A 22,932-nucleotide genomic window follows, 5' to 3' on the forward strand; every position below is an offset into this window, starting at 1 on the left:
GACATCCGAGATAATATTCACCTGATTTTGGAGGTGGATGTGGATCGAATCAAAACAATGATCGAACAGGGATTTGAATAGACAACGAGCCGCCTGCCATTCATTGTAATGCAGGGGCATTCGTTTGCAGTAAATTCTGGCTCATCCGCTGAAATAATGCACTGGCAAGCAAGGCTTTGCCCGGGGCTTGTAAATCCGGCAATTGAGTGGAGGTCAAACGATCGGCCATCGCCACCAGGAATGATTCATTGGCTTTAAGCTCCTGTAAAAACAACGCCAGATGTTTTGCGAAAAGGGAGAAATGAGAGGCCATGGCAGGCGAATGGCCATAAAGCTGTTCTAAGGTTGCAACGATGGTTTCGCTGGAATAAGCGGTGAATGAATCAATCACCGGTTGAAACGATTGGCCTGGTTGCCTGAAAAAACCGGTGATCAATTGATGGATGGGTAATTTGTTTCTGGTCGTCAAAGTGTAGAGCTTTCTGCTGTGTAAATCCGTGACCGTGTCGCTGTTGGCGTCATCCATTAATTTTTCATTGCTTATAAGCTCCAGGCATTGATGAAAACGTTGAGACAGCTGAAGAAAAATCGCTTGAATCTCCTGCGAAAAAACGGCGTTTCCCGCGGCCTTCAGGCAGTTCTCGGCTAAATTGTTTAACAGGGATTTTCTCTGCTTTCTTTTCTCCTTGACCGCATGCCTTAAGTCGTTTTGAGGATGGACAATCATGTCCGTGAATGTCGGTTCATGGCCTGGCGCGGATTTTTTCCCTTTCGCCTGTAAAATCAAACGATCGGTTTCAGGGATGGCTTGAATCAGTTGGCCAAAGTCAAGGGTGGCTTTAGTTAAAGCCAGTGCCGATTTAGATAAAAGAAACAGGATGGTAAACAGAAAAACAGTCAGGCAATAGACAAAGAAGGGATTCTGGTAAAAAGCGGTCAGCCCTCTCAGCTGAAAGCCTCCAGGTAATGTATTCATATGGTTCCTTGCCCTTGAGAGGGTTTTGTAATCCGCGAAGTCGATGTATCGCTGGCTAAATCGATCCGCAATGAGCTTGAAAGGAATTTTCTGATTTAACAGGCTATTTGCTGCTAAAATCATGTGTGCCGCTCCTCCGCACATGCCGTAGAGGACCACCCGTTGCTTTTTTTTCACAAAATAGCGGGCAAAGGCGACCACATCCTCAGCCAACTCCTGGGGATGAGCCGCGAATTTGTTGGAACGCCTGGAGTAATTCCGATGGTTGATAATGACCAGTTGCGTATCAAACAGTGCCTGAAACGAATAAAAACTGGTGTTCAGGTAACTATGCTCTGCTTGAAAGTGCCCAATCAGTGCCAGAACAACTGTTTTGTTTTTTTTGTTTTTTTCTTTAACAGAAAGTCCTTCGAGGACAATGCCATCGCGGGCCTGAATGAATAATTTTTCTACTAAATGGGTTTTGGTCTGGCTGGCTGCCATGGGGAAAAAAACGACTGATTGAAATTAGCAGTAATCAGTTTATTGATCGCAATGCCCATATTGAATGGATTGACTTTGGTAATCGAGGGCACATCATTGGCAGCCTGGGTGACCCATGGACCCGGTTGCGGCTGGGATATCGAAAGCTCTCCCAGACAGGCTTTTTGGGTGTGCTCAAGAATTTTGCGATCCGATGAAGACGGGCAGGATTGGTAATTGATGGTTTGAACTAACTGAATAAAAGCAGTCAGGATGGTGCGGGGCTCCTGCACTAACAAGAGAAAATGACCATTATAGTAGTCAAGCATCCCAAACAGGGTGTTTTTTAGCACCCTAAACGCCGCGGAGTGTCTATCTAACAAACTCATTTGTTTGTCCAGTAGCAGAATGCAAAAATAAACCGCATCAATGCATTGTTGGCACTTCGTTGTTAACCGGGGCTTATGAATCATTTCGCGAGAAATGTTGGAGCCCAGCCAAAAGGCCAGGACCCTTTTGAAAAACAGGTTTTTCTCATTTTCCGAGGCATGAACCAATTCCTTGATGAGGATGTTCCTGTCGTCAAAATGGTTCAAGGCCTGTAGGAGCCTTTTTTTTGAAATCAGCATAACGGTTACGGCATGGAAGAAAGCAGGGCATTATAAATCTGGTTTTTTTGAATAATTGAAGGGTAAAGGGGGGGAAAGTCATTCACGGTGTTCTAGTCCTATGGGACTCCGACCTAAAAATGGGGAACAATTGTACTTTATTTAAATCGACAGACGGTTGGCGCCATAGAGTTCGTTGACGATGTTGATTAAAAGTACCGATTATCTTTACAATAATCCTATCCTATTAGGATTTTAATCGGTTGTTATAGTATTTTTAAATTTAATCCTACCACAATGGGATTAATAAATAATAAATCGAAACGCTTATATTAAGTCTGCTCCAGTAGGATTATATGGCCAAGCAAATTAAAAAAATAAAGACTCCCAACCTTCAACAGCCGTTAACTGATCCTCTCCCCAAAACAGAGCCGCCAGAAATTAGAAAAAACGGACATCCGAGATTTTCTGCCTAAACTGATTTGGGGTCAAATTGTTCAGGGAGGTGATCATTTATTCAGGTCGAATAATACAAAAGACATCGACTTCTTATGCCTTTGGCAAATTTTCAAACTATGGTCGGCTAGTGTCAAAAATCCTCTTCTGTTAGAAATCATAGTCAATTCGTCAAGTGTGGCTAGTTGAATCGATTTTATTTCTTGCTCAATCATCACGCCTAAATCTCTAAGCAATTGTTGGTCTTCTTCATTCATTTCTCGTGGTTTGGGATCTATAAGACATAGAGTACCAAAATTTATCCCTTTTCTAAGTTTCAAGGGATAGCCTGGCATAGAAGCGAATGTTAGGATCATTAATTACCAAGGGGTTATCCATAAAACGCACATCTTCGATAGCGTTTGGTATGATAAATAAGCCTTCTTGATTAATGGCATGGCCACAAAAAGAAATTTCCCGAGGGGTTTCACTGGCGTCAATTCCTTGTGCAGATTTAAACCATTGTCGATGTTCATCAACTAAACCAACTAATGAAATCGAGACACCAAACAGTTATTTTTTAACAAACCGAGGGTCTTGTTCAATAATATTATTGAGGTATTTGATTGTCTAACCTTTATTTGAAGAGGTATGCCGCCTAAAATAAACAGGATAACCAAATGAAGGTTAAGCGTGTCTATGCCGGCCTTGTTGGCGCCACTTTTATCCATGGTCAGTTTCTCTGGAATAGCGCTTGAACCTGTGCCTTTAACGTAAATAGTAGAGTGATCGACTTTTAAACCGCGCTCTAAGACCAACTCCACTCAGGGAATAAGCCAGATAACATCGCACTAACATTAAAATAATAGGGTCTTTCCCAATTACGGGGGCACTCAATCAACAGCATAGTACTCTAACTCTGGTTCTATAATTTTCAAAGTTTTTAAAGCCATAGGCTCGTCTTTGAATCAATTTCATTTTCTATGGAAGCCTTCGGTAATGCCGTTAGACTTGCTGAATCGCCACATTCTCACGATCTCTTCTTTCCAAGAATCTAAGGTTTTACCAAGAGCGCATAATGATTTGAAAGCGCTGTTTTTTAGTGAGTTGAGCATGTCCAGGAATTGAGGGATGAGCTGACGACAGCGAGGCTTATCTAATGTTTTCTTCATTAATATTTCATAAAGACTTTGTTGAAAATGATAGATGGATTCAATAGCGGGATTCTCTTTAAAGAAAGCGTCTCTGGTAATGAGTTGCTGAATGGTTAATTTGTCGGGTTTCTTGCGAAGTAGAGCTAATAGGCCGCGATTACTTTTTATTTTTGTTGATAGTTCCCGATAGGTTAGCATGCATTGATGCTGTAATAGTCGTATGACATGGAATCGGTCTGCGACTATTTTGGCATTGGGAAAGTATTTTTTAACTATGGAACGATAGGTGCTACTTAGGTCCATACAAATGACTTTAACTCTTTCTTTTCCCGGGAGAGAAGACAGATAGCTTTTGAGCGTACTCTCGCTCCTGCCTTTTACAATATCGAATATTTTTCTTTTTTTTAAATCACACAAGGTTGTTGCAAATCCTTGCTTACGACTAAAGAAATGTTCGTCTATCCCAAGGACTGTAGGACATAATGCATTGCTTAGCTCTTTATGTTGCTCTTGGTATTGTTTTTGATACCAACGCTCAATTGTGGCCTTACCTTTTTTGAATTGCTCAGCCAAATCTTTTTGCGAAACACCCCGCGTATGCTCATGAAAGACAGCGGCTTGGAGCCGCCATGTTGAACGTTGATGCTTATTAATTCCAGGGAACTGTTGATTGCCATAACGCTTACAGGTGTGGCAATACAATTTATAAGCCTTAAAACTTAAGATACTTCTTCGATGCCCTATAAGTTCATGATGAACTTTTCTCATATAAGAAGCTTTTTTACGAACTACCTTACTTTTGCAATGACCACAACGAGGAAGTCGATTATAAGAAAGTTCTAACCACAATGGTTGATAACCTTTCACTTTCCTTATAGAAAATCCGGGTAAATTTAGGATAAGATCATACTTCGGCACTTTAATCTCCTTTTGATCGTCAAATCAAGGAGTTAGATTACTCTAACTTAGATTAAAGTGCCCCCTTAAATGAGAAAGAGCCAAATAATATCTTTTTTAAAGTGTTTCCATTTAAAACTGAGTATTAAGGGAACCTCTGAAAAAAATAAAATTTAACATGTTCCAATATTTTTTCGCGACAAAACCTTAAATTTTGATCTACTCTTAAAAAGTACCCTATTGTTATAGGACAAAATCATGAAAAAGTCTTCAAAAGATATATCTAAAAGTAAAGTTAAGGAAAGTCTTAAAAGAGAGGATTTAAAAAATGTTTCTGGGGGTGCTCGCCTAAAAGATATATTAAATCCACCAGCGACCCATGAAGGCCCGCTTGATATAGATGAGATTGAGCGGTTAATTAGGCAGGGAATCAAAAATCGATGAATAATTATTTTAATTAGGCAATCGGAAGCTCCGACCATCGTGTTGTGTAATGTGGGGATTTCAGTTGTCGCTTCATCGACTTGGATTTACGAAACCCTTCAGCAGCAAGTCGCATTGATCTCGGACCATATTTACGATTAATGCCATCAATAAGTTTCATGACTTTTTCAGAGTTCTGTCGAAAATTTTTCAAGCAGTTAAAGCCATCCTATTTTTGGGTGTAGTTAAGCTGCAAGTTCATAAAACTGCTTCCAAGCAGGTATCTCTCCCCTATGTTCCATCTGTCCTTTTAAGCATCCGGTGCAATTCAACTCCTGTAATCGTTGCTTCTGCGGATTCAAATGATTTAAATCCAAGTGTATATTTTGTAATATTTTTGATACCGCGATGGTCTTGTTCCACTATGTTAGTGAGATAGTTTATTCGCATTATCTCAATCAATAAATGCCAGAATCCATAAATAAATAATAGGTTATTGATTCGTTCCAGTGCTGCGGTATTTGAACCTGATTTATCAATATTTACCTTCTGTGGCAGACCAGTAGAACCCATGGCTTTTTTGGAAAACTTCAATACAGCAGAGCGATCTCGAGTTTCTGAAAGCATAAAATCAATGGTTTTACCTTCCTTGTCCACCGCTCTATAAAGATAACACCACTTGCCACTAACCTTGATGTAAGTCTCTCCATTTTCCAAGACCTACCTACAGGTTTCTTACGTTTTCTGAATGCTTCTTCCAGTTGCGGCGCATAGTAAACTACCCATTTTTGAACCGTTGAATGGTCTAGTGCTGTTCCTCGCTCAGCCATCAGTATTAGGTCTTTTTGGAAAATGGCGCCCCTTGAATTTAATCATATCCTCTACTCTATTTTGGATTTTAGGGCGCGATTATAGGTTAGCCAGATTATTTGGCTCTTTCTCATTTAAGGGGGCACTTTAATCTAAGTTAGAGTAATCTAACTCCTTGATTTGACGATCAAAAGGAGATTAAAGTGCCGAAGTATGATCTTATCCTAAATTTACCCGGATTTTCTATAAGGAAAGTGAAAGGTTATCAACCATTGTGGTTAGAACTTTCTTATAATCGACTTCCTCGTTGTGGTCATTGCAAAAGTAAGGTAGTTCGTAAAAAAGCTTCTTATATGAGAAAAGTTCATCATGAACTTATAGGGCATCGAAGAAGTATCTTAAGTTTTAAGGCTTATAAATTGTATTGCCACACCTGTAAGCGTTATGGCAATCAACAGTTCCCTGGAATTAATAAGCATCAACGTTCAACATGGCGGCTCCAAGCCGCTGTCTTTCATGAGCATACGCGGGGTGTTTCGCAAAAAGATTTGGCTGAGCAATTCAAAAAAGGTAAGGCCACAATTGAGCGTTGGTATCAAAAACAATACCAAGAGCAACATAAAGAGCTAAGCAATGCATTATGTCCTACAGTCCTTGGGATAGACGAACATTTCTTTAGTCGTAAGCAAGGATTTGCAACAACCTTGTGTGATTTAAAAAAAAGAAAAATATTCGATATTGTAAAAGGCAGGAGCGAGAGTACGCTCAAAAGCTATCTGTCTTCTCTCCCGGGAAAAGAAAGAGTTAAAGTCATTTGTATGGACCTAAGTAGCACCTATCGTTCCATAGTTAAAAAATACTTTCCCAATGCCAAAATAGTCGCAGACCGATTCCATGTCATACGACTATTACAGCATCAATGCATGCTAACCTATCGGGAACTATCAACAAAAATAAAAAGTAATCGCGGCCTATTAGCTCTACTTCGCAAGAAACCCGACAAATTAACCATTCAGCAACTCATTACCAGAGACGCTTTCTTTAAAGAGAATCCCGCTATTGAATCCATCTATCATTTTCAACAAAGTCTTTATGAAATATTAATGAAGAAAACATTAGATAAGCCTCGCTGTCGTCAGCTCATCCCTCAATTCCTGGACATGTGATGTGGTTCAATTGATTTGGACATACCAGTTAAGAGATAATTTGCTTAATTGGAGGTCACAATGTCTACAAGAAGAAAATATACAAAGGAATTTAAACTGGATGCGGTTAGCTTAGTAACTGAACAAGGATACGCATGTTTAGACGCTGCCAGGAGCTTGGGAATTAATTCGAATATTTTGAGTCGCTGGATTCGAGAGGCAGCAGAGAATAATGAAAATGCTTTTCGTGGAAATGGTAAATTGACGGAAGAGCAACTTGAGATTCGCCAGTTACGAGAAGAAGTCAGAAGGCTGACAATGGAGAAAGAAATACTAAAAAAAGCCACGGTCTTCTTTGCGAAAGAAGCGAAATAAAATATTCGTTTATCGCCCAACACAAGAAGACCTGGCCGGTTGGCATGATGTGCCACCTCATGGGCGTTACTCCTTCTGGATACTATAGTTATCAAAAGCGGAAACAAACAAACCCGAACAATGAACCAGAACATCAAGAGCTATTGGAGTGGGTTAAAAAAATCTCGGAATCCAGCAAGTTCTCGTATGGAAATCGCAGGATAAGGAAAGCACTGAATGCTCTTGGTTATCCGGTTGGTCGAAGAAAAACCCGTAGTTTGATGCGTGAGGCTGGTATTTTTGTTCGATATAAAAAGAAATACAAAGTGACAACAAACAGCAATCACAAGCAACCTGTTTTTGATAATGTGTTAAACAGGAGGTTTCAGGTCAATGAGCCCAATCGTGCCTATGTGTCCGATATTACTTATATATCAACCCATGAGGGCTGGTTATACCTGACCGTGGTGATTGATTTGTTTTCTCGGAAAGTAGTGGGTTGGAACATGAGTTCGAGAATGAAGACTGATACGGTTTGTGATGCATTAACAATGGCCATTTGGCAGAGAAATCCAAGTTCAGGCCTTATTGTGCATTCCGACAGAGGCTCACAATATGCCAGTAAACAATATCGTGACCTTCTCAATCAATATGGTCTAGTGGGCAGCATGAGCAAAAAAGGTGACTGCTGGGACAATAGCGTTGCTGAAAGTTTTTTCGGTCGCTTGAAAGACGAGCGAGTACATTGGCGTAATTATCAAACCCGGAAGGAGGCAAAGCAGGATATCCTCGATTACATTACTATCTTTTATAACAATCAAAGATTACATTCGTCTTTGGATTATCAAAGCCCAAATCAATTTGAAAACCACTATTGGGGGCTATTGAAAAAAGTGGCTTAACTGGAGTGTACAAATTTGGTTGACCACGTCAATGCTCAACTCACTAAAAAACAGCGCTTTCAAATCATTATGCGCTCTTGGTAAAACCTTAGATTCTTGGAAAGAAGAGATCGTGAGAATGTGGCGATTCAGCAAGTCTAACGGCATTACCGAAGGCTTCCATAGAAAAATGAAATTGATTCAAAGACGAGCCTATGGCTTTAAAAACTTTGAAAATTATAGAACCAGAGTTAGAGTACTATGCTGTTGATTGAGTGCCCCCGTAATTGGGAAAGACCCTTGTTTTTGGATGTGGCCTCAGGATCCACAATGATTTTAAAGGGCTTGGATGGTGAGGAATTTTTGGTAACACCATGATTTTACTAGATAAATCATGGTGGCCAGAGGCGGAATCGAACCACCGACACGAGGATTTTCAATCCTCTGCTCTACCGACTGAGCTATCTGGCCCCAAGAGGTTGCTATTAAACTCCGAGAACGATTCAGAGTCAAGTACTGAATTATGATTTTTTCGTTAAAAATTGATTTTGATAGGCAATGGCGATTTTGGCGCCCAAAATTGCGTTATTTTTTATCAATTCGATGTTGGCATTCAGGCTTCGGCCGGCGGTCAAATCACTGATGCGCTGCAGCAGATAAGGTGTAATTGCTTTTCCTTGAATGTGTTGGGCTTCGCGATGCGCCTGCTCAATGATGGGTGTAATATCTGAATCAGGAATTTCAGCGTGTTTGGGAATGGGGTTGGCGACAACAATGCCGTTACGGATATTTAAGCGGCGCTGGAAGTGCATCATGTCGGCAATGTCTTCCGGACTGTCCAGGCGGTGAACCAGGGGAATGCCGCTGGAGTGGCTGTAGAAGGCGGGAAATTCGTCGGTCTGGTAGCCGACCACGGCCACGCCGTGCGTTTCCAGCATTTCCAGGGTTTTCGGCAAATCAAGAATGGATTTGGCGCCTGAGCAGACGACCGTCATCGGCGTTGACGACAATTCGATGATGTCAGCAGAAATGTCAAAACTGTCCTGTACTTCCTGATGAACGCCGCCAATTCCACCCGTGGCGAAAAGGGGAAGGCCGGCTAAATAGGCGCAGTACATGGTCGCAGCGACAGTCGTACTGGCGGTGAGTTTCTGGCTTAACACATAAGCTAAATCACGGCGTGAGGCTTTCATGACGCCGTTTGCCTGGGCCAGCTCGTCCATGATTTCCTCATCGATGCCAATGTGAATTTTCCCCCGATGCAGGGCGATAGTCGCCGGAATAGCGCCCTCTTCACGAATGAGCTGCTCCACCAGGCGGGCGGTGGCGAGATTATCGGGGTAGGGCATGCCATGCGAAATGATGGTGGATTCGAGGACGACGACGGGTTGTCGATGTGCAATGGCAGAAAAGACTTCACTGTGGACATTCAGCAACTCATGAAACATACATCACCTACTCTTCAGGAACAAATCCGGCCGGTTTGGCAGAGCCGTCGCCAAAAAAATAATTCGACATTTCTTTCGTGAGGAACTCGCGCGCCTTGGGGTCGATAAGGCTTAAACGGTATTCATTAATGAGCATGGTTTGATGAGAAAGCCACATAGTCCAGGCTTGTTTTGACACATGATGGTAGATTTTTTCGCCGAGCTCACCGGGGAAAGGGGGGGCGTCAAGGCCTTCAGCTTCTTGATTTAATTTTGAACAAAAAATGTGTCTGGGCATCTTATACCTGCAAATAACAACAAAAGGAGCCCAAATTATGCTGGATTGTGTCAGACTCAGCAATGCAATGCTTTAATTTTAATCCGCACGGCATCGGACCTGGGCCAGCATGATGTGCTGGGACAGCAACTGCTCCTGCTCATTCGTTAATGTTTCAAATTGCACGGCGGTTCTGTACATACTCTCACCTAAAAACTGGCTGTAAACCACCGTGGCATCCAGGATGATGGGTACCATTTTCGGTTTAGTATAAATCACTATTTTTAAACGGGTTTTTTCCTTAATTCGATCTTTGGCTTTAAACGCCATACCGCCCAAGCTGATATTGACCTTGCGCAGGTGTATTTTTTCACCAATTAACAGGTGGTGTGCCAAATGGTCAATTTTGGCGTTGATAAGATTCAGGTAATGGGCCATGGTTGGGTCTTTCAAAGCGATTTCCTGAGTGAGCTCGGACAACTCGTAGTCAAGGCTTTGAAAATATTGGGTCGTTTCCACGTAACGCTGGCCATTCTGCCCCAATAGCTCATCCGTGATTGATTTATCTGAAAAAAAACCTCCCGGCTGCAGGATTTTGTAATCAAAATAAATCTGATCATCAATGCGAAAGTGCTGTCGTCGTTCATGTACAGGCATAATCACTCCTCAAGTCCCTTTTGAAAGTGCTGTTACAGTTACTTCACCTCTACACTGACTGTAGTTGGTGATACTTCCTGATGCTCTACTTCCTCCTCACTATTAGTATTATCCATAGAGACGGATTTTTCTAATTTTTCTTGTTGTTGCTTCAGTTGTTGCTGTTGAATGATGAGGGGATCAATGTCATCGAGGTGGTCATCTTCTGACTTACTGACTTTAGATACAGGGGTTAAGACCGCTTTCAATGGCATTCTGAAGGCGTTCATGGTTTCTCCGCCCGCTTTTGCGACGTTGCGGCTGGCGTCAATGGCCAAATGATGATCGGTTGCTCCTTGATAATGGTTAATGCATGCCTGAAGGAACTTTTTAAATTCCGGGGAATTCCATTTTTTGGTTTCGATGGCAGTTTCCATGACGCGATTAAAGGTGTTTATCTGATCCAGTTTCAAGGCGGCACTGAATGCCTCATCCAGGTTGTCGGGTAGCTCCTTTGCGGGAATCATGCTGCGCAATTGCTGCTGAATGTCAAACTGCAGCTTCTTGCGGACATGCATGGCAAACCCTTTGTCTTTGGCTGTATTGATGAATTCAAGCAGATCCGCATCGACGGAATTTATGGCCTTTAATTTACTTTGGACACTGGGCTCATTTACTCCGGTTTGAGCCATGAATTGTTTGTATTCCTGCATCAAGGAAATGATGCGTGTGCGATGCCCTTCGCCATAGGCATTGCCGATGGCATGCAAGTCACTTAGATTAAGGTAGTCTGTAGGTAAAAGCCCGTCGAGATGCGTCTCCGGGTAAAGCATGGTTTCCTGAAGCGCGGCCAACTCTTTCACCGAAATGGTCATGTGCGTGAGTTCAAACTCATTCCGATGAGGAACGATGGTTAAGGAAGGTGCCCCATGCCGTTTGATAAAACTGACCATTTGCGGTGGGATAATGGAGGAGAAAGCCAACAGTACTTTGTCCCCATTGTGATCCTGCCCGGGAAGAAATTTCATGTAGGTGAGCTGGGTTTCGTTGCGGTAAGTCCAGGGATTGCGGTAGGGTCGTCCTTCGTCATTAAATAAGGCCGGATTATTGAGTAATTTTTCGAGAATAAGGCCCTTGGCCATGCCGTTATAACTGATTTTTTCGGAGCCCGGGAAGGTTTCCGGGATTCGGCTTATCCGGTTTTTGACGCTTTGTCTGATAAGCTCGGCATCTTTTTGCAGTGCGGCCACCTGCTTGATTTCACTTTTTATTTCTTTCGCCTGACTGGAGGTGGCATTGTCCAGCGATTTTTTCAGCTGCTCAATGTGGGCGGCGTGACGGCTGATGGTTAAATCAAGATAAGCCAGCATGCGATTCTCATTCCTCATCACCGTCAGCAGGCTATTGAATTTTTCATGGAAAGCGGAGTCTTCAATCAAGGTTCGGTTGCGACCCTGGCCATGACGGGTGTGTTTGACAAGAAATTCATTGGGCTGAAGACTTAAACGGCTATCCAGTTTCAGTTTATCGCCCGGCATGACTACCATATCAAACATGAACAGGCTTTTACTGTTGCGCAAGGCCTTGTTTTGATTGTAACCGCCGACAAAATCCGGATCACTGCAAAGGTAGAATACGCCAAGGCTTTTGCCAAAATCCTGAATGAATACATTGGATTGTAAACCGGAGCCTACGGGATCAATGGTGGAATAATGTTCATAGGTCTGAGAGCCTGTCAATCCGGATTTGAACACTTTACCATGGGCAAAATCTTTCAGCAGTCGAATGTCGTCGAAGGGGACAAACAGAGTCGGTTTTCCATTATACATTACCATGGAGGATTGAGTGGTATCGAGTCCGGACAGGCGGGAAAAATTGAGGGCCAGGGATTCGCGCTGGACTTCTTCAATTTTACCGTGCTTGGGCAATTTTAAAATGGCCTGCGTGCTGAGCTTGTAATCGTTACGATGATCCAGGTAGTCCTGCACGGTAGTCGGAGCCGTTGTTACGAGGGTGGTTAACTGGCTTGTGACTTTAGACAGACTAATCAGTGATACTTTTTCAGTGACCCCGCCGGCTGACTCAGCCAGCTCGCAATAGTTAAAAGCTGCACCGTTTTCATTGGGGATCTGAATGATTCTCAATTGGTTAATCTTGTGTAGATCTTCCAATAAGGTCAATTGCGACGTGAATTTTTTAAGGTTCACGTCATCCTTGACTGATTCAGCTATTTTTATATTGCCTTTTAGAATCTCAATGTTTTTTTGAATGTCGGGGATGTATTTGGGATCAAATTTTTCAAATTCAGGGTATGTTTTAAGGAGTTTTCCCAGGGCAGTACGGGCATTGTCAATGAGCGGATCCAACATTTGCTGAGCCCCTGGATTGGGTTTCGGCACACGTTGATAATAGTCAGGCTGCGGCAGAAGGCTGATTGCATGGCGATCCGTAGTGGCCCGCATGGCAGGGTAATCCACTTTTTCGATCGTGGGCGGACTGCCTGCGCGAAGGTCCAAACCACTTTTAAGCACCTGGGTTAACAATTGCCATTGATTGACGTCCTGATTCAACGTTGCAAAATGAATCACAGGGTCAAAATCAGCCAGCTGGTCAAGACTGTTGCCCAGTTTATTAAACAGAGGCATCGTTTTAATCGCTTCGTCCGAAAGTTCCTTGTCCAGCGGGGGGTGCTGTTTTCGGTAAGAAAACGTTTAATGATGGCAATTTTGCTTTGCTCTGACAGTGGCATGCTGTTCTCATGTAGAATAAAGAAGGATTATTGTAAATATAGGTTATTATTTGGTATTTAATTGACCTCCGTGGGAAAAATATGTGCAAAGAATGTTAATTTGTAGTTAAATTAGAGTATATTTGCTGGCTTTAAGCATTGAGGTACTCATGACAGATGAAAGTTCCCCCTCCATTGGTGATTTGCTGCGCGAAGACGCGTTTGAGGCCGTGATTGCCCTGCTATCGTCGTGGAACGCCAGCAAACTGGCAGAGTTTTGCATGCAATCGCCCGATCTTTATGACATTCTGAAATCGAATGCGTTTGATGAGTTTTGGAAAGAGCGACGACGGGCAATCAGCAAATATGCCTTTAAAGGCCAGGATGGGGTTTGCGACGCCGATTTGACGGTGGGCCACACGCTTTTCCTGCTGGCGCAGCGTGAGAAAGCACAGGGAAATCTGGAGCGCTATCAGGAGCATCTGAATCAGGCGTTAAATTGTCACTCCATTCATGCCGCTCAAAGCTGGATTCATGAAATTGTCATCGCCGCCAATAAGCCAGACCTGAATTTTATACAGACATTTGCCGCCATCCTCTACAGCCGGGAAAGTCTGGCGAAGCGGCATGGGACCCCGGGCTATCTGCTGTTGGCGAATGGGTATTTTCATTTGCTGCACGCCTTGTCGCAAATCAACAGGGACGAGTCGCCCAATGAATGGAAAACGCAATACGAAGGCAGTCTCTTTTCATTATGGAAGTCGCTTTACCTGGCACGGCAGGCTGAAAACCAGTCAACCGAGGCCATTCATAATGCCTATTATGGTTGTGGGCTTAAGAACAGTAATCCCTTTTCCCTTGAAACGATTGATGCCATGCTGGAAAAGTGCAATGAATTGCATGATTATCCAGCATTGCGTGAGCGGGCCAGGCATGCCGCAGTGCTCGCCGGCAAGCAGGAAAACGCATTTACTCTTTGGGCGTCTGCACAGGCCAAGGCTGAGCAACCGTGCAAGCAGGATGTCTTGAAATCCCCCAAAATGTAGTATTGCAAGGCCTGAGCGCTTCAGGCCTTGCGGATTAAGGCCGCCGTGTATTCTATTTTTTTCTCAGTCGCCGATTCCATGGTGTTTAAGGTTTTTACCGGCGTAAAGAATTGAGGCCCGGGCTGTTTACCCTTAGATGAGGGCGTAAAACGGTAATGGCTGGAATCCCTGACAAAATTGTACAGGTGTTTTAAAAAATTAAGGTGGGTATGGTAACCGAGAACCTCCTGCAACGAGGGTTTGGTTGACGCGGGTACTTCGGGACAAAGCGCATGCAGTTGCTGGTTGGCGTATTCATTGTTAATTCTGCCCCATTCTTTGAAAATAATATCGGCGTTCGCTAAGGTAAATTTTTGAAAAAGGGGTTGTTCTTACTGGCGTGAAGAAACAGATTTCCGATTAAAAACAACGATAAAACCCGCGTTTCCTTGTAGTTGGAGGGGTGGGCCGACATGACCGTGGGGAGCAGTAACTTCAGTGGCATGACCACGGTATCAATATTGGCAGCCACAAAAAAAAGATTCCAACTGGTGTATAAATCCGCCATTGTGGATGAATGGAACTGGGATACCAGCTTTTTTGCGTCATCGATTTTTAAGTCGGGGATTAATTCATAACTGCCGTCGTCTTTTCGATGGGTGCCTTCCGGCAATAGCGTGCTGAAGTAATCGCATTGATTCATGTACTGTTGCTGCTCCATGATTTGGATGAGACCAATCCCGGATTCTGCATTGTCAATTCCGCCATTCTCTTTGCATGGCCGGTTGCGTCTTCCCAGGCCGCTTCAAGGATATTTAATCCCATCACCGGACTGTTTTTCTGATAAGGCCTTTGGTTCTGCTGTCTCGATCCGGCGTTGGTGCCGGACAAGCCGTTCTCCCTGATAAACTGATCCAGGGCTTCCTGGGTTTCTTGCTGTCACCCATGGAGCGGTGGAAGAGGACTGTCAGATGACCGGTTTAATCGAAACCATTTTCACCGCTCAAACAAGGTCGCGTTGAGGGGACGCCGAAAATAAAGTCAGCGAGGGGGCTTCCGGGAAATCGATTGCGCTTAATGTGACTAAATGATCGTAGACTTCTTTGGCAAACACTTTGCTGTTGGCCATGGTGACTAACATGCCTTCAAAAGGAACAACAGGTTCAGTTGCATTCCAAAGTATCGGCTATTGCATCAGGTCGGAATCCGCAATTATTGCTTTTCTTCAATAATGGCCAAGAGTTGGCAAAGGGGCTCATTAGTGGTCAGAGCGTTTTTAAGGTACTGATCAGCTTGGTTAAGTCGATTTTCTGTGAGCGCGCCTTGACGATAAACTCGGCGAAATCTTTATCTTTCGTATCCAGGGCATCCAGTTTTAACTCGATTAAAATCTGTTAATCAGAAAGGGGTTGGATTTTTGGGGTAGAATTTTTTCTATTTTGGCTAAAAAATTTTCTGCGCTTTTTTCATCTTTTTACTTTCCTCTGGGTTGGACGTCTCATTAACCCTATTTTTCTTAAGGAAATGTTAAGAGGCAGCAGCCACCGGTGAATAAACACATGATTTGTGCAATGCGAGCTATATCTTGCGGCGCTTTTTCACTACAATAGATTTTTATCAAAAAAAACCATCTATGTTCAAACCATTGGCGTTTTACATCGGGTTGCGATACACCCGGGCAAAAAAAGAAATCATTTTGTGTCTTTTATTTCGTTAAGCTCCATGCTTGGGATTGCCCTGGGGTGATGGTTTTTAATCACGGTTTTATCGGTGATGAATGGGTTTGATGAAGAATCCATAAGCGTTTTTTTGGTATGGCCCCTGAGATTACCGTCAGCGGGCTCGATGGCAAAATCAGCAACTGGCAGGCCCTCGATAAAAAACTGATGACTTTTCCAGATGTAAAGCGGTGGCTCCGTATGTCGGTGCTCAGGGCCTGTTGACGCATGAGGGCCAGGTTCTTCCGATTGTATTAACCGGGGTATTGCTTGAAAAGAACAGGCAGTGACCCATCTAAGGAAAAAATGCTGGCAGGGGATCTCGCGGATTTAAAGCATTTTGGCTTAATCCTGGGGCGGGGCTTGCGGACAGTCTGGGCTTGATGATTGGCGATAAGGTAACATCATGATTCTCAGGCGACGGTGACACCTGCGGGAATGATTCCCCGTTTTAAACGGTTTACGGTGGTCGGTGTTTTTTCAGCCGGACCGGATTTAATTCGATACCAACTCGCCTTCATCAACCTGGGCGATGCCCAGAAATTATTGCAATTGGGTGACCAGGTCAGCGGCGTGAAGATGAAATCAAGGAAATTTATAAGGCACCGGAATTATCTCATGAATCAGCAAGACGCTGGGTGATGCTATGAAGTAGGCAATTGGACTGACCATTTGGCCCCTTTTTTCCAAGCCGTCAAGATGGAAAAAACCATGATGTTCCTCATCCTGCTGCTCATCATCGCCGTGGCTGCGTTTAATCTGGTTTCGTCCTTGGTCATGGTGGTCAATGACAAGCAGGCAGAAATCGCCATTTTACGAACCATTGGCGCTACGCCATCGATGATTCTTAAAATTTTTATTGTCCAGGGCTTGATGGTAGGGGTTGTTGGCACCTTGTTGGGTCTTATCGGCGGTATTATTTTAGCCAGTAATGCCACGGCCATTGTGAATCACCTGCATCGCTTTTCCATGTTCAGGTCTTGTCGTCCAGTATCTATTTTGTCGATTACCTTCCTTCAAAAATCATGTGGGTCGATCTGGTGCAGATTTGCGGTTGGCCTATTAATGAGCTTTATCGCCACCATTTATCCGGCCTGGCGTGCGTCCAGAACCGTTATTGCGGAGCTTTGCATTATGAGTGAGACTATTTTTCCTGTGAGCGCCTCAGCAAATCCTACCATGACGGGACGTCCATTGTTCCTGTGCTTAACGGCATTGATTTTTCAGTGCAGGCCGGTGATCGGATTGCCATTGTTGGGCCGTCGGGATCGGGTAAGAGCACCTTATTGCACCTTCTCGGGGGCTCGATAAACCCAGTGAGGGACAGGTGCGGATGCAGGGAGTGGATTGGCAGTCTCTGACTGAAAAAAACGTTGCCAGCTTCGCAATGAGAAATTGGGCTTTGTCTACCAGTTCATCATTTACTCCCTGAATTTTCAGCCCTTGAAAATGTGGCCATGCCTCTTTTGCTGGGCGATAAATCGGTGACGGACGCCCGGGAGCTGGCGTTATTGATGCTTGATAAGGTGGGCCTTGCTCATCGGGTGACGCATAAGCCCGCGCAATTGTCTGGCGGCGAACGGCAGCGTAGCCATCGCCCGCGCTTTGGTGCATCAGCCCCAGTGCGTGCTGGCGGATGAGCCCACCGGCAATCTGGATCATGCCACGGCCGTGAAAATTTTTGAGCTGATGCTTAAGCTCAATGAACAGTTTAATACCGCCCTGGTTATCGTTACTCACGATAAGCAGTTGGCCGACCGAATGGACAAACACTATGCCATTCAGGACGGTCGTTTATTTTCATAACTCTATCCAGTGGAGGGATTTATGTGTAAAGGTGACAACATGCCCAAATCACTCAACCATGGGGATTTTCCAGCCGTGAAACGAATTAAAACACGTGCATCAGACGCCTAAGCAAGTCTCTGATTTTGGTGAAATTATTGGGAAAATGGGCCCGTCTTTTTTTCACCCGGAAGTCAGCGGGTGAAATTCCATGACAGGCAGTTTGAAAATCAGAGCGATGCAAACCCGGCGCCGGTGTCCGCGCCAGGTTCAGCCGGTCATTAATAATCGGCATGGCCCGGGGTACGTGGGAATGGGATCACGTCCCGTACGTTACCAATGCCGGTGACATAGCTAATCAGACGTTCAAAGCCTAAGCCATAGCCGGCATGAGGTACGCTGCCATAACGGCGCAGGTCGCGGTACCACTGGTAATTGTCTTTATCCAGTTTACACTCCTCCATGCGCTGATCAAGATGTGCAACCGCTCTTCCGCTGGCTGCCGCCGATGATTTCACCAATACCGGGGCGAGCACATCCATCGCTGCCACCGTCCGGCCATCGTCGTTAAGGCGCATGTAGAAGCCCTTGATGTCTTTGGGGTAATCGGTGAGGATAACTGGTTTTTGCACAATTCTTCTGCCAGATATCGCTCATGTTCGGACTGCAGATCAAGCCCCCAACTTACGGGAAAATCAAATTTCTTATCCGCTTTACTTAAGGCGTTAATGGCATCGGTATAACTCATCATCTCAAAGTCAGACGCGACAATGTGTTCAAGCCGCTCAATGCAGCCAGGTGATACAAACTGATTGAAAAACTCCATGTCGTCACCGCGCTCATCCAGTACGGTCTTACACAGGTAGCGCAACATGCGCTGACTCAACGCGGCAATGTCGTTTAGGGTAGCAAAAGCCACTTCGGGCTCAATCATCCAGAATTCGCGAGATGGCGGCTGGTGTTGGAGTTTTCAGCACGGAAGGTGGGACCAAAAGTATACACTTTGGACATGGCCAGGCAATACGCCTCGACGTTCAACTGCCCAGAGACTGTGAGGAAGGTTTCTCGACCAAAGAAATCCTTGGAAAAATCCACCCTCCCTGTGCCGTTTTTGGCAGATTGAGCAGATCAAGCGTGCTGACCCTGAACATTTCGCCTGCGCCTTCGCAATCGCTGGCGGTGATAATCGGTGTGTGAATCCAGAAATACCCTTGCTCATGGAAAAAGCGGTGACTGCTGAGCCAGGCAATGACGCACACGGGTTACGGCGCTGATGGTATTGGTGCGAGGGCGCAAATGAGCGACTTCTCGTAAAAATTCCAGCGTGTGACGTTTCGCTTGAATCGGGTAGGTGTCTGGGTTTTCAACCCAACGGCGACTTCGAGGCTTCAGTCTGAATTTCAAACTGTTGCCCTTTTCCCTGCGAGGCAATCAATTGACCGGTTGCCGAAATGGCACAGCCTGCGGTGAGTTTAAGCACGTCATCCTGGTAATTGGGCAGTTGTTCGCTGATAACCAACTGAATGGGTGCAAAACAGGAACCGTCATGCAAGGCCACGAAAGAAAGGCCGGCCTTCGAGTCACGGCGGGTTTTTACCCAGCCTCTCACAGTGACGCGGGCGTCAACCGGAACCTCGCCGTCCAAACACTGTTTAATTGTATAAACTTCTGTCATATCCACTCCAATAGAAGGTTGCATTATGCACCAGTCAGGCAAAATACGTGTCGATTGTGGTTCAAGCCACGATTAAGTAGGATAATACACTAAATGAAATAAGTGAGGTAATCCATGCCGCGTGTTCTAATGATCATTTTAGCCATTCTTTACTCCTTTCGTGTCATGGCAGAGGATACCGAATTGAAATTGTTCAGGCCGTTTGGAGGAACAGAACAGCAAATTCCCCTGATTATTGATAAACGTCTTTCGGGGGAGTGCTGGCAGCAGTCGCAGCGCATCGCGCGGGAGGATGCGTGGCGTTGTCTCGCAGAGGGGCAGGTGTTTGATCCCTGCTTCATTAAAAATTCAGCGACAACACCGAAGCCCTTTGTCCGCAATCCCCCTGGGTTGGCCGCAGTGTGCTCATAAAATTGAACACAGCCGCGGACAACAGTCAGCATACCGAACTGGACATGTCGAGAGCCTATCCCTGGGCTGTTGAACTCCTGAACGGTGAGCAATGCGAAGCCGCACGTCAAAGCGAAACAATTGAGAACCTCCCGGTGCGCTACTATTGCAATGATCAGACGATCCTGATGGGGCATTTGCAACGCTGCAAGGCGGAGTGGACTATTCTTAAGCGGGATACTGCGGGGCGGGTAACGACTGCGACAGTGAAAAAGGCATGGTTTTAATGCCGGTTTAACAAGCTTCGTCAACGCAGCGGAAGAGGGAATGCTGACGATGTACTAAACTGTAAGTATGGAAAACTGCAGGGAGCTGACCATGCCTGAATCACTCCATTCATTGTTGATTAGTCAAGTGCTGGGCTTTTATTTACTGATTGTGGCCATCGTGATGTTAACGCGTGCTGATTATTATCGAAACCTGATGACCAATCTTCACGAAGGCTCGCATGCCATTCTTATTGGTGCGACGTTCTCGCTCATCATCGGTATTATTCTGGTGCTCGTGCATAACCTCTGGGTTTGGGATGAAGAAGTCATCATTACCATTATCGCCTGGCTGATTTTAATTAAATCGGTCTTATGGCTGGCTTTTCCAAAAAAATGATGACGTTCAGCCGATCCTTTTATGCGGGCTCTGGTTATTACATTACGGCAGGTATTGCCCTGGTGCTTGGCATCATTTTGTTAGCCTATGGCTTTTATCTGTACGTTTAAGCGTCTTCAGGGGCTGCATTTTTGAAGGACTTAACGACAGGCAATGCTCATTAATGGCGTTGATTAACGGATAGTTGACCATAGGAAAGCCAAAACGATGGGCATTGTAAACCTGGGGTATCAAGCAGATATCCGCCAGTGTCACTTCATGGCCATAACAAACTTGATTTTTATGCGGCATTTGCTGCAAGCGGCTTTCAACGGCATCGAAACCGAGTTTAAGCCAATGAAAATACCACTCACGGATCTGAGGCTCATCGGCATCGAATTGGTACCTTAACCGGTTAAGCACCCTGAGGTTATTCAAGGGATGGATATCACAGGCGATGGTGAGGGCCAGGCTGCGGACATGCGCGCGGCCTAAAGGCGTCTGTGGCAGCAGGGGCGGCGTGGGCGTCATCTCGTCCAGGTATTCAATGATGGCGAGCGATTGCGTAATAATATGACCATTTTCATTCAGGGTAGGAACCAGGCCCTGAGGATTCATTTCCAGATACTCCGGCCGATGTTGTTCGCCGCCATTGTTCACCAGATGAACTGCCAGCGTTTCATAGCTGATGTTTTTAATATTCAGGGCGATGCGCACGCGATAGCTCGCCGTTGAACGAAAATAATCATATAGTTTCACGTTTATCCTTTATATTGAACAACGGTTTGATGAATTGCTCCAAACAAAGAATGCCCTTGCTCATCCACCATTTCAATGCGAATGGAATCGCCGAAACGCATAAAATCGGTGGTTGCCTTTCCGTCAGCAATAATCTCTAACATACGTTTTTCAACTATACAAGACGAGCCTTTGCTGCGATCCCGGTTGGAGACGGTACCTGAACCGATGATGGTGCCTGTGCCCAAGGGTCTTGTTTTTGCGGCATGAGCAATCAATTGCGGAAAGGAGAAGGTCATGTCGGTTCCCGCATCGGGTTGACCAAATAACTGACTGTTTAAATAACTCCTGAGCGGCAGGTGCACCCGCTTTCCATCCCAATGGCTGCCCAACTCATCTGGCGTGATGGCCACGGGTGAAAAACCGCTTGAGGGCTTGGAATGGAAAAAACCAAACCCCTTGGCCAATTCAGGAGGGATCAGGTTACGCAAGGAAACATCATTCACCAGCATGAACAGCTTGATGTGCTGTCCTGCCTGCTCGACACTGACGCCCATGGGCACATCATCCGTAATGACAGCCAGTTCAGCCTCAAAATCAATGCCGAATTTCTCATCCGCCACTTCAATCGCATCCATCGGACCCAGGAAACTGTCAGACCCGCCCTGATACATCAGCGGATCGGTCCAGAAATCGTCGGGAAGCTGCGCTCCGCGTGCCTGGCGCACCAGTTCCACGTGGTTGACGAACGCGCTGCCATCCGCCCATTGGTAAGCACGCGGCAGGGGGGCAGCGGCATGGGCCGGATCAAAAGTAAAACTGTGCGCCAGATCCCCTTCATTTAATGCTTCATACACTTCCAGTAATTCGGGGGCCTTGGCTTCCCAATGGTCAAGGGCCTGCTGGAGTGTCCTTGCAATATGACCCACACGGATAGCACGAGTCATGGATTGATTGACGACGCACAATTCGCCGTCGCGGCTGTCTCTGGATTTCAAGCTGGCTAATTTCATCAGTGTGCTTCCTGTAAGGTGCCGCGGCGGATTTGATCGCGCTCGATGGCTTCAAACAGCGCCTGGAAATTACCTTCGCCGAAACCGTCGTTGCCTTTGCGCTGAATGATTTCAAAAAACACAGGGCCAAAGACGTTCTCGGTAAAAATCTGCAGCAGCAACCCACCGGCGGGGTCCTTGTCGCCATCAATGAGAATTTTTTCCTGCCGCAACTGGGCAACTGGCTCCTGATGCCAGGGAACCCGCTGATCAATCATTTCGTAATAGGTATCGGGCACATCCAGGAAACTGACGCCCGCTGTGCGAAGCGTATTGACCGTGGTGTAAATGTTGCTGGAGTTCAGGGCAATGTGCTGTATTCCTTCGCCTTTGTAATCGTGGAGAAACTCTTCAATCTGGGATTGATCATCCTTGGATTCGTTTAAAGGAATTTTAATCTTGCCGCAGGGGCTGCCTAAGGCGCGGCTGATAAGGCCGGTCATTTGGCCTTTGATGTTGAAGAAACGAATTTCTTTAAAATTAAAGATCGTTTCGTAGAATGCCGCCCACTTGTCCATGTTGCCGCGATAGACATTGTGGGTGAGGTGATCAATGGCCGTCAAACCACAACCGGGTTGTGTTGACGCTGAGCCGGTCAGATGCCACTGGTTGGCAAAAGGTTCGGTGGTGTCATCAACAAAATAAATCACGCTGCCGCCAATGGCTTCAATGGCGGGTAAGCCATGATGGG

At 45.3% G+C, this 22,932-nt stretch carries 26 protein-coding genes, 1 tRNA gene and 6 pseudogenes; 12 read left to right on the forward strand and 21 right to left on the reverse strand.

Annotation, left to right across the window (positions count from 1 at the left end; genetic code table 11):
* Positions 1-100 precede the first annotated feature (100 nt).
* The 4 genes and pseudogenes from DYE45_RS14415 to DYE45_RS14430 form a co-directional block, all read right to left on the reverse strand.
* A complete protein-coding gene (locus DYE45_RS14415; RefSeq protein WP_115301089.1) occupies positions 101-1,459 on the reverse strand; it encodes an alpha/beta hydrolase family protein in 1,359 nt (452 codons plus the stop codon).
* A complete protein-coding gene (locus DYE45_RS14420) occupies positions 1,429-2,067 on the reverse strand; it encodes a hypothetical protein (protein ID WP_115301090.1) in 639 nt (212 codons plus the stop codon). The genes DYE45_RS14415 and DYE45_RS14420 overlap by 31 nt, the downstream gene beginning before the upstream one ends.
* A 488-nt stretch (positions 2,068-2,555) precedes the next feature.
* Positions 2,556-2,759, reverse strand: a complete 204-nt coding sequence (locus DYE45_RS14830) for a diguanylate cyclase domain-containing protein (RefSeq protein ID WP_202813752.1) — start codon at positions 2,757-2,759, stop codon at positions 2,556-2,558.
* Positions 2,760-3,378: 619 nt separating this feature from the next.
* Positions 3,379-4,553 (reverse strand): annotated as a pseudogene (locus DYE45_RS14430) (ISL3 family transposase).
* A gap of 237 nt (positions 4,554-4,790) precedes the next feature.
* Between DYE45_RS14430 and DYE45_RS14435 the strand changes: the two are divergent.
* On the forward strand, positions 4,791-4,976 hold the full coding sequence (locus tag DYE45_RS14435) for a hypothetical protein (RefSeq protein WP_058532166.1): 186 nt from the start codon (positions 4,791-4,793) through the stop codon (positions 4,974-4,976).
* Positions 4,977-4,989: 13 nt separating this feature from the next.
* Here the strand turns inward: DYE45_RS14435 and DYE45_RS15025 are convergent, their stop codons facing one another.
* Both DYE45_RS15025 and DYE45_RS14445 read right to left on the reverse strand, forming a co-directional pair.
* Positions 4,990-5,136: a DUF4113 domain-containing protein gene (locus DYE45_RS15025; protein ID WP_120047352.1), complete on the reverse strand. Its 147-nt coding sequence runs from the start codon at positions 5,134-5,136 to the stop codon at positions 4,990-4,992.
* Between the two features lie 64 nt (positions 5,137-5,200).
* Positions 5,201-5,831, reverse strand: a pseudogene (locus DYE45_RS14445) (IS6 family transposase).
* A gap of 137 nt (positions 5,832-5,968) precedes the next feature.
* Here DYE45_RS14445 and DYE45_RS14450 point away from each other — a divergent pair.
* From DYE45_RS14450 to DYE45_RS14460, 3 genes and pseudogenes are all read left to right on the forward strand, one after another.
* Positions 5,969-6,928: pseudogene (locus DYE45_RS14450) on the forward strand (ISL3 family transposase); the annotation flags it as partial.
* A gap of 63 nt (positions 6,929-6,991) precedes the next feature.
* A protein-coding gene (locus tag DYE45_RS14455; protein WP_108349036.1) for an IS3 family transposase occupies positions 6,992-8,166 on the forward strand; the annotation gives its coding sequence in 2 pieces (ribosomal slippage) (positions 6,992-7,244 and positions 7,244-8,166; 1,176 coding nt in all).
* A 13-nt stretch (positions 8,167-8,179) separates the two neighbouring features.
* Positions 8,180-8,416: a transposase gene (locus tag DYE45_RS14460; RefSeq protein ID WP_370447879.1), complete on the forward strand. Its 237-nt coding sequence runs from the start codon at positions 8,180-8,182 to the stop codon at positions 8,414-8,416.
* 124 nt (positions 8,417-8,540) lie between these two features.
* Here the strand turns inward: DYE45_RS14460 and DYE45_RS14465 are convergent.
* From DYE45_RS14465 to DYE45_RS14485, 5 genes are all read right to left on the reverse strand, one after another.
* Positions 8,541-8,616, reverse strand: a tRNA-Phe gene (locus DYE45_RS14465).
* A gap of 50 nt (positions 8,617-8,666) precedes the next feature.
* Positions 8,667-9,593, reverse strand: coding sequence for a pseudouridine-5'-phosphate glycosidase (locus DYE45_RS14470; RefSeq protein ID WP_108293443.1), 927 nt, complete (start codon positions 9,591-9,593; stop codon positions 8,667-8,669).
* 7 nt (positions 9,594-9,600) lie between these two features.
* Positions 9,601-9,870, reverse strand: coding sequence for an oxidative damage protection protein (locus tag DYE45_RS14475; protein WP_108293445.1), 270 nt, complete (start codon positions 9,868-9,870; stop codon positions 9,601-9,603).
* Between the two features lie 78 nt (positions 9,871-9,948).
* Entirely contained in the window at positions 9,949-10,506 is a 558-nt protein-coding gene (locus DYE45_RS14480) for a PilZ domain-containing protein (RefSeq protein WP_058525448.1), read from the reverse strand.
* A gap of 38 nt (positions 10,507-10,544) precedes the next feature.
* On the reverse strand, positions 10,545-13,130 hold the full coding sequence (locus tag DYE45_RS14485) for a hypothetical protein (protein ID WP_115301091.1): 2,586 nt from the start codon (positions 13,128-13,130) through the stop codon (positions 10,545-10,547).
* 253 nt (positions 13,131-13,383) lie between these two features.
* Here DYE45_RS14485 and DYE45_RS14490 point away from each other — a divergent pair, with 253 nt between their 5' ends.
* On the forward strand, positions 13,384-14,259 hold the full coding sequence (locus DYE45_RS14490; RefSeq protein WP_108293449.1) for a DUF5630 domain-containing protein: 876 nt from the start codon (positions 13,384-13,386) through the stop codon (positions 14,257-14,259).
* A gap of 340 nt (positions 14,260-14,599) precedes the next feature.
* Here the strand turns inward: DYE45_RS14490 and DYE45_RS14500 are convergent, their stop codons facing one another.
* From DYE45_RS14500 to DYE45_RS14735, 3 genes are all read right to left on the reverse strand, one after another.
* Entirely contained in the window at positions 14,600-14,959 is a 360-nt protein-coding gene (locus tag DYE45_RS14500; protein WP_115301093.1) for a hypothetical protein, read from the reverse strand.
* Positions 14,938-15,129 (reverse strand): hypothetical protein, encoded by a 192-nt coding sequence (locus tag DYE45_RS14615; protein WP_147286228.1) that lies wholly within the window; start codon positions 15,127-15,129, stop codon positions 14,938-14,940. The genes DYE45_RS14500 and DYE45_RS14615 overlap by 22 nt, the downstream gene beginning before the upstream one ends.
* A 112-nt stretch (positions 15,130-15,241) precedes the next feature.
* Positions 15,242-15,379: a hypothetical protein gene (locus tag DYE45_RS14735; protein WP_160160741.1), complete on the reverse strand. Its 138-nt coding sequence runs from the start codon at positions 15,377-15,379 to the stop codon at positions 15,242-15,244.
* 673 nt (positions 15,380-16,052) lie between these two features.
* Between DYE45_RS14735 and DYE45_RS14935 the strand changes: the two genes are divergently transcribed.
* The 4 genes and pseudogenes from DYE45_RS14935 (at position 16,053) to DYE45_RS14515 (ending at position 17,762) form a co-directional block, all read left to right on the forward strand.
* A complete protein-coding gene (locus DYE45_RS14935; protein ID WP_256594934.1) occupies positions 16,053-16,181 on the forward strand; it encodes a hypothetical protein in 129 nt (42 codons plus the stop codon).
* Positions 16,182-16,394: 213 nt separating this feature from the next.
* A complete protein-coding gene (locus DYE45_RS14505) occupies positions 16,395-16,598 on the forward strand; it encodes a hypothetical protein (protein ID WP_115301094.1) in 204 nt (67 codons plus the stop codon).
* Between the two features lie 135 nt (positions 16,599-16,733).
* Positions 16,734-17,009 (forward strand): annotated as a pseudogene (locus DYE45_RS14940) (FtsX-like permease family protein); the annotation flags it as partial.
* Positions 17,010-17,149: 140 nt separating this feature from the next.
* A pseudogene (locus DYE45_RS14515) lies at positions 17,150-17,762 on the forward strand (ABC transporter ATP-binding protein).
* 260 nt (positions 17,763-18,022) lie between these two features.
* Here DYE45_RS14515 and DYE45_RS14945 read toward each other — a convergent pair.
* The 4 genes and pseudogenes from DYE45_RS14945 to DYE45_RS14965 form a co-directional block, all read right to left on the reverse strand.
* Entirely contained in the window at positions 18,023-18,319 is a 297-nt protein-coding gene (locus DYE45_RS14945) for an amino acid--tRNA ligase-related protein (protein ID WP_256594935.1), read from the reverse strand.
* A pseudogene (locus tag DYE45_RS14950) lies at positions 18,256-18,836 on the reverse strand (amino acid--tRNA ligase-related protein). Before DYE45_RS14950 ends, DYE45_RS14945 begins: the two are co-directional and overlap by 64 nt.
* Entirely contained in the window at positions 18,776-19,000 is a 225-nt protein-coding gene (locus DYE45_RS14960) for an amino acid--tRNA ligase-related protein (protein ID WP_256594938.1), read from the reverse strand. The pseudogene DYE45_RS14950 and the gene DYE45_RS14960 overlap by 61 nt, the downstream one beginning before the upstream one ends.
* Positions 19,001-19,104: 104 nt before the next feature.
* On the reverse strand, positions 19,105-19,416 hold the full coding sequence (locus tag DYE45_RS14965) for an OB-fold nucleic acid binding domain-containing protein (RefSeq protein ID WP_256594939.1): 312 nt from the start codon (positions 19,414-19,416) through the stop codon (positions 19,105-19,107).
* Between the two features lie 114 nt (positions 19,417-19,530).
* On the opposite strand from DYE45_RS14965, the gene DYE45_RS14970 reads away from it, so the two are divergent.
* From DYE45_RS14970 to DYE45_RS14535, 3 genes are all read left to right on the forward strand, one after another.
* Positions 19,531-19,827 (forward strand): hypothetical protein, encoded by a 297-nt coding sequence (locus tag DYE45_RS14970; RefSeq protein WP_256594940.1) that lies wholly within the window; start codon positions 19,531-19,533, stop codon positions 19,825-19,827.
* Positions 19,818-20,093 carry a hypothetical protein gene (locus tag DYE45_RS14975; protein WP_256594941.1) on the forward strand — a complete coding sequence of 92 codons (276 nt, stop codon included), beginning with the start codon at positions 19,818-19,820 and terminating at the stop codon, positions 20,091-20,093. Before DYE45_RS14970 ends, DYE45_RS14975 begins: the two co-directional genes overlap by 10 nt.
* A gap of 91 nt (positions 20,094-20,184) precedes the next feature.
* Complete coding sequence (locus tag DYE45_RS14535) at positions 20,185-20,472, forward strand: hypothetical protein (protein ID WP_256594942.1); 288 nt, start codon at positions 20,185-20,187, stop codon at positions 20,470-20,472.
* Between the two features lie 72 nt (positions 20,473-20,544).
* Here DYE45_RS14535 and maiA read toward each other — a convergent pair whose 3' ends face one another.
* The 3 genes from maiA to hppD all read right to left on the reverse strand — a co-directional run.
* A complete protein-coding gene (gene maiA, locus DYE45_RS14540; protein WP_115301096.1) occupies positions 20,545-21,210 on the reverse strand; it encodes a maleylacetoacetate isomerase in 666 nt (221 codons plus the stop codon).
* 2 nt (positions 21,211-21,212) lie between these two features.
* On the reverse strand, positions 21,213-22,202 hold the full coding sequence (locus DYE45_RS14545) for a fumarylacetoacetate hydrolase family protein (RefSeq protein WP_115300567.1): 990 nt from the start codon (positions 22,200-22,202) through the stop codon (positions 21,213-21,215).
* The coding region (gene hppD, locus DYE45_RS14550) for a 4-hydroxyphenylpyruvate dioxygenase (RefSeq protein WP_115301097.1) at positions 22,202-22,932 on the reverse strand (731 nt) is incomplete at its 5' end. The genes hppD and DYE45_RS14545, both read right to left, overlap by 1 nt.

It is taken from the genome of Legionella taurinensis (genome assembly GCF_900452865.1).
GTDB lineage: Bacteria > Pseudomonadota > Gammaproteobacteria > Legionellales > Legionellaceae > Legionella_C > Legionella_C taurinensis.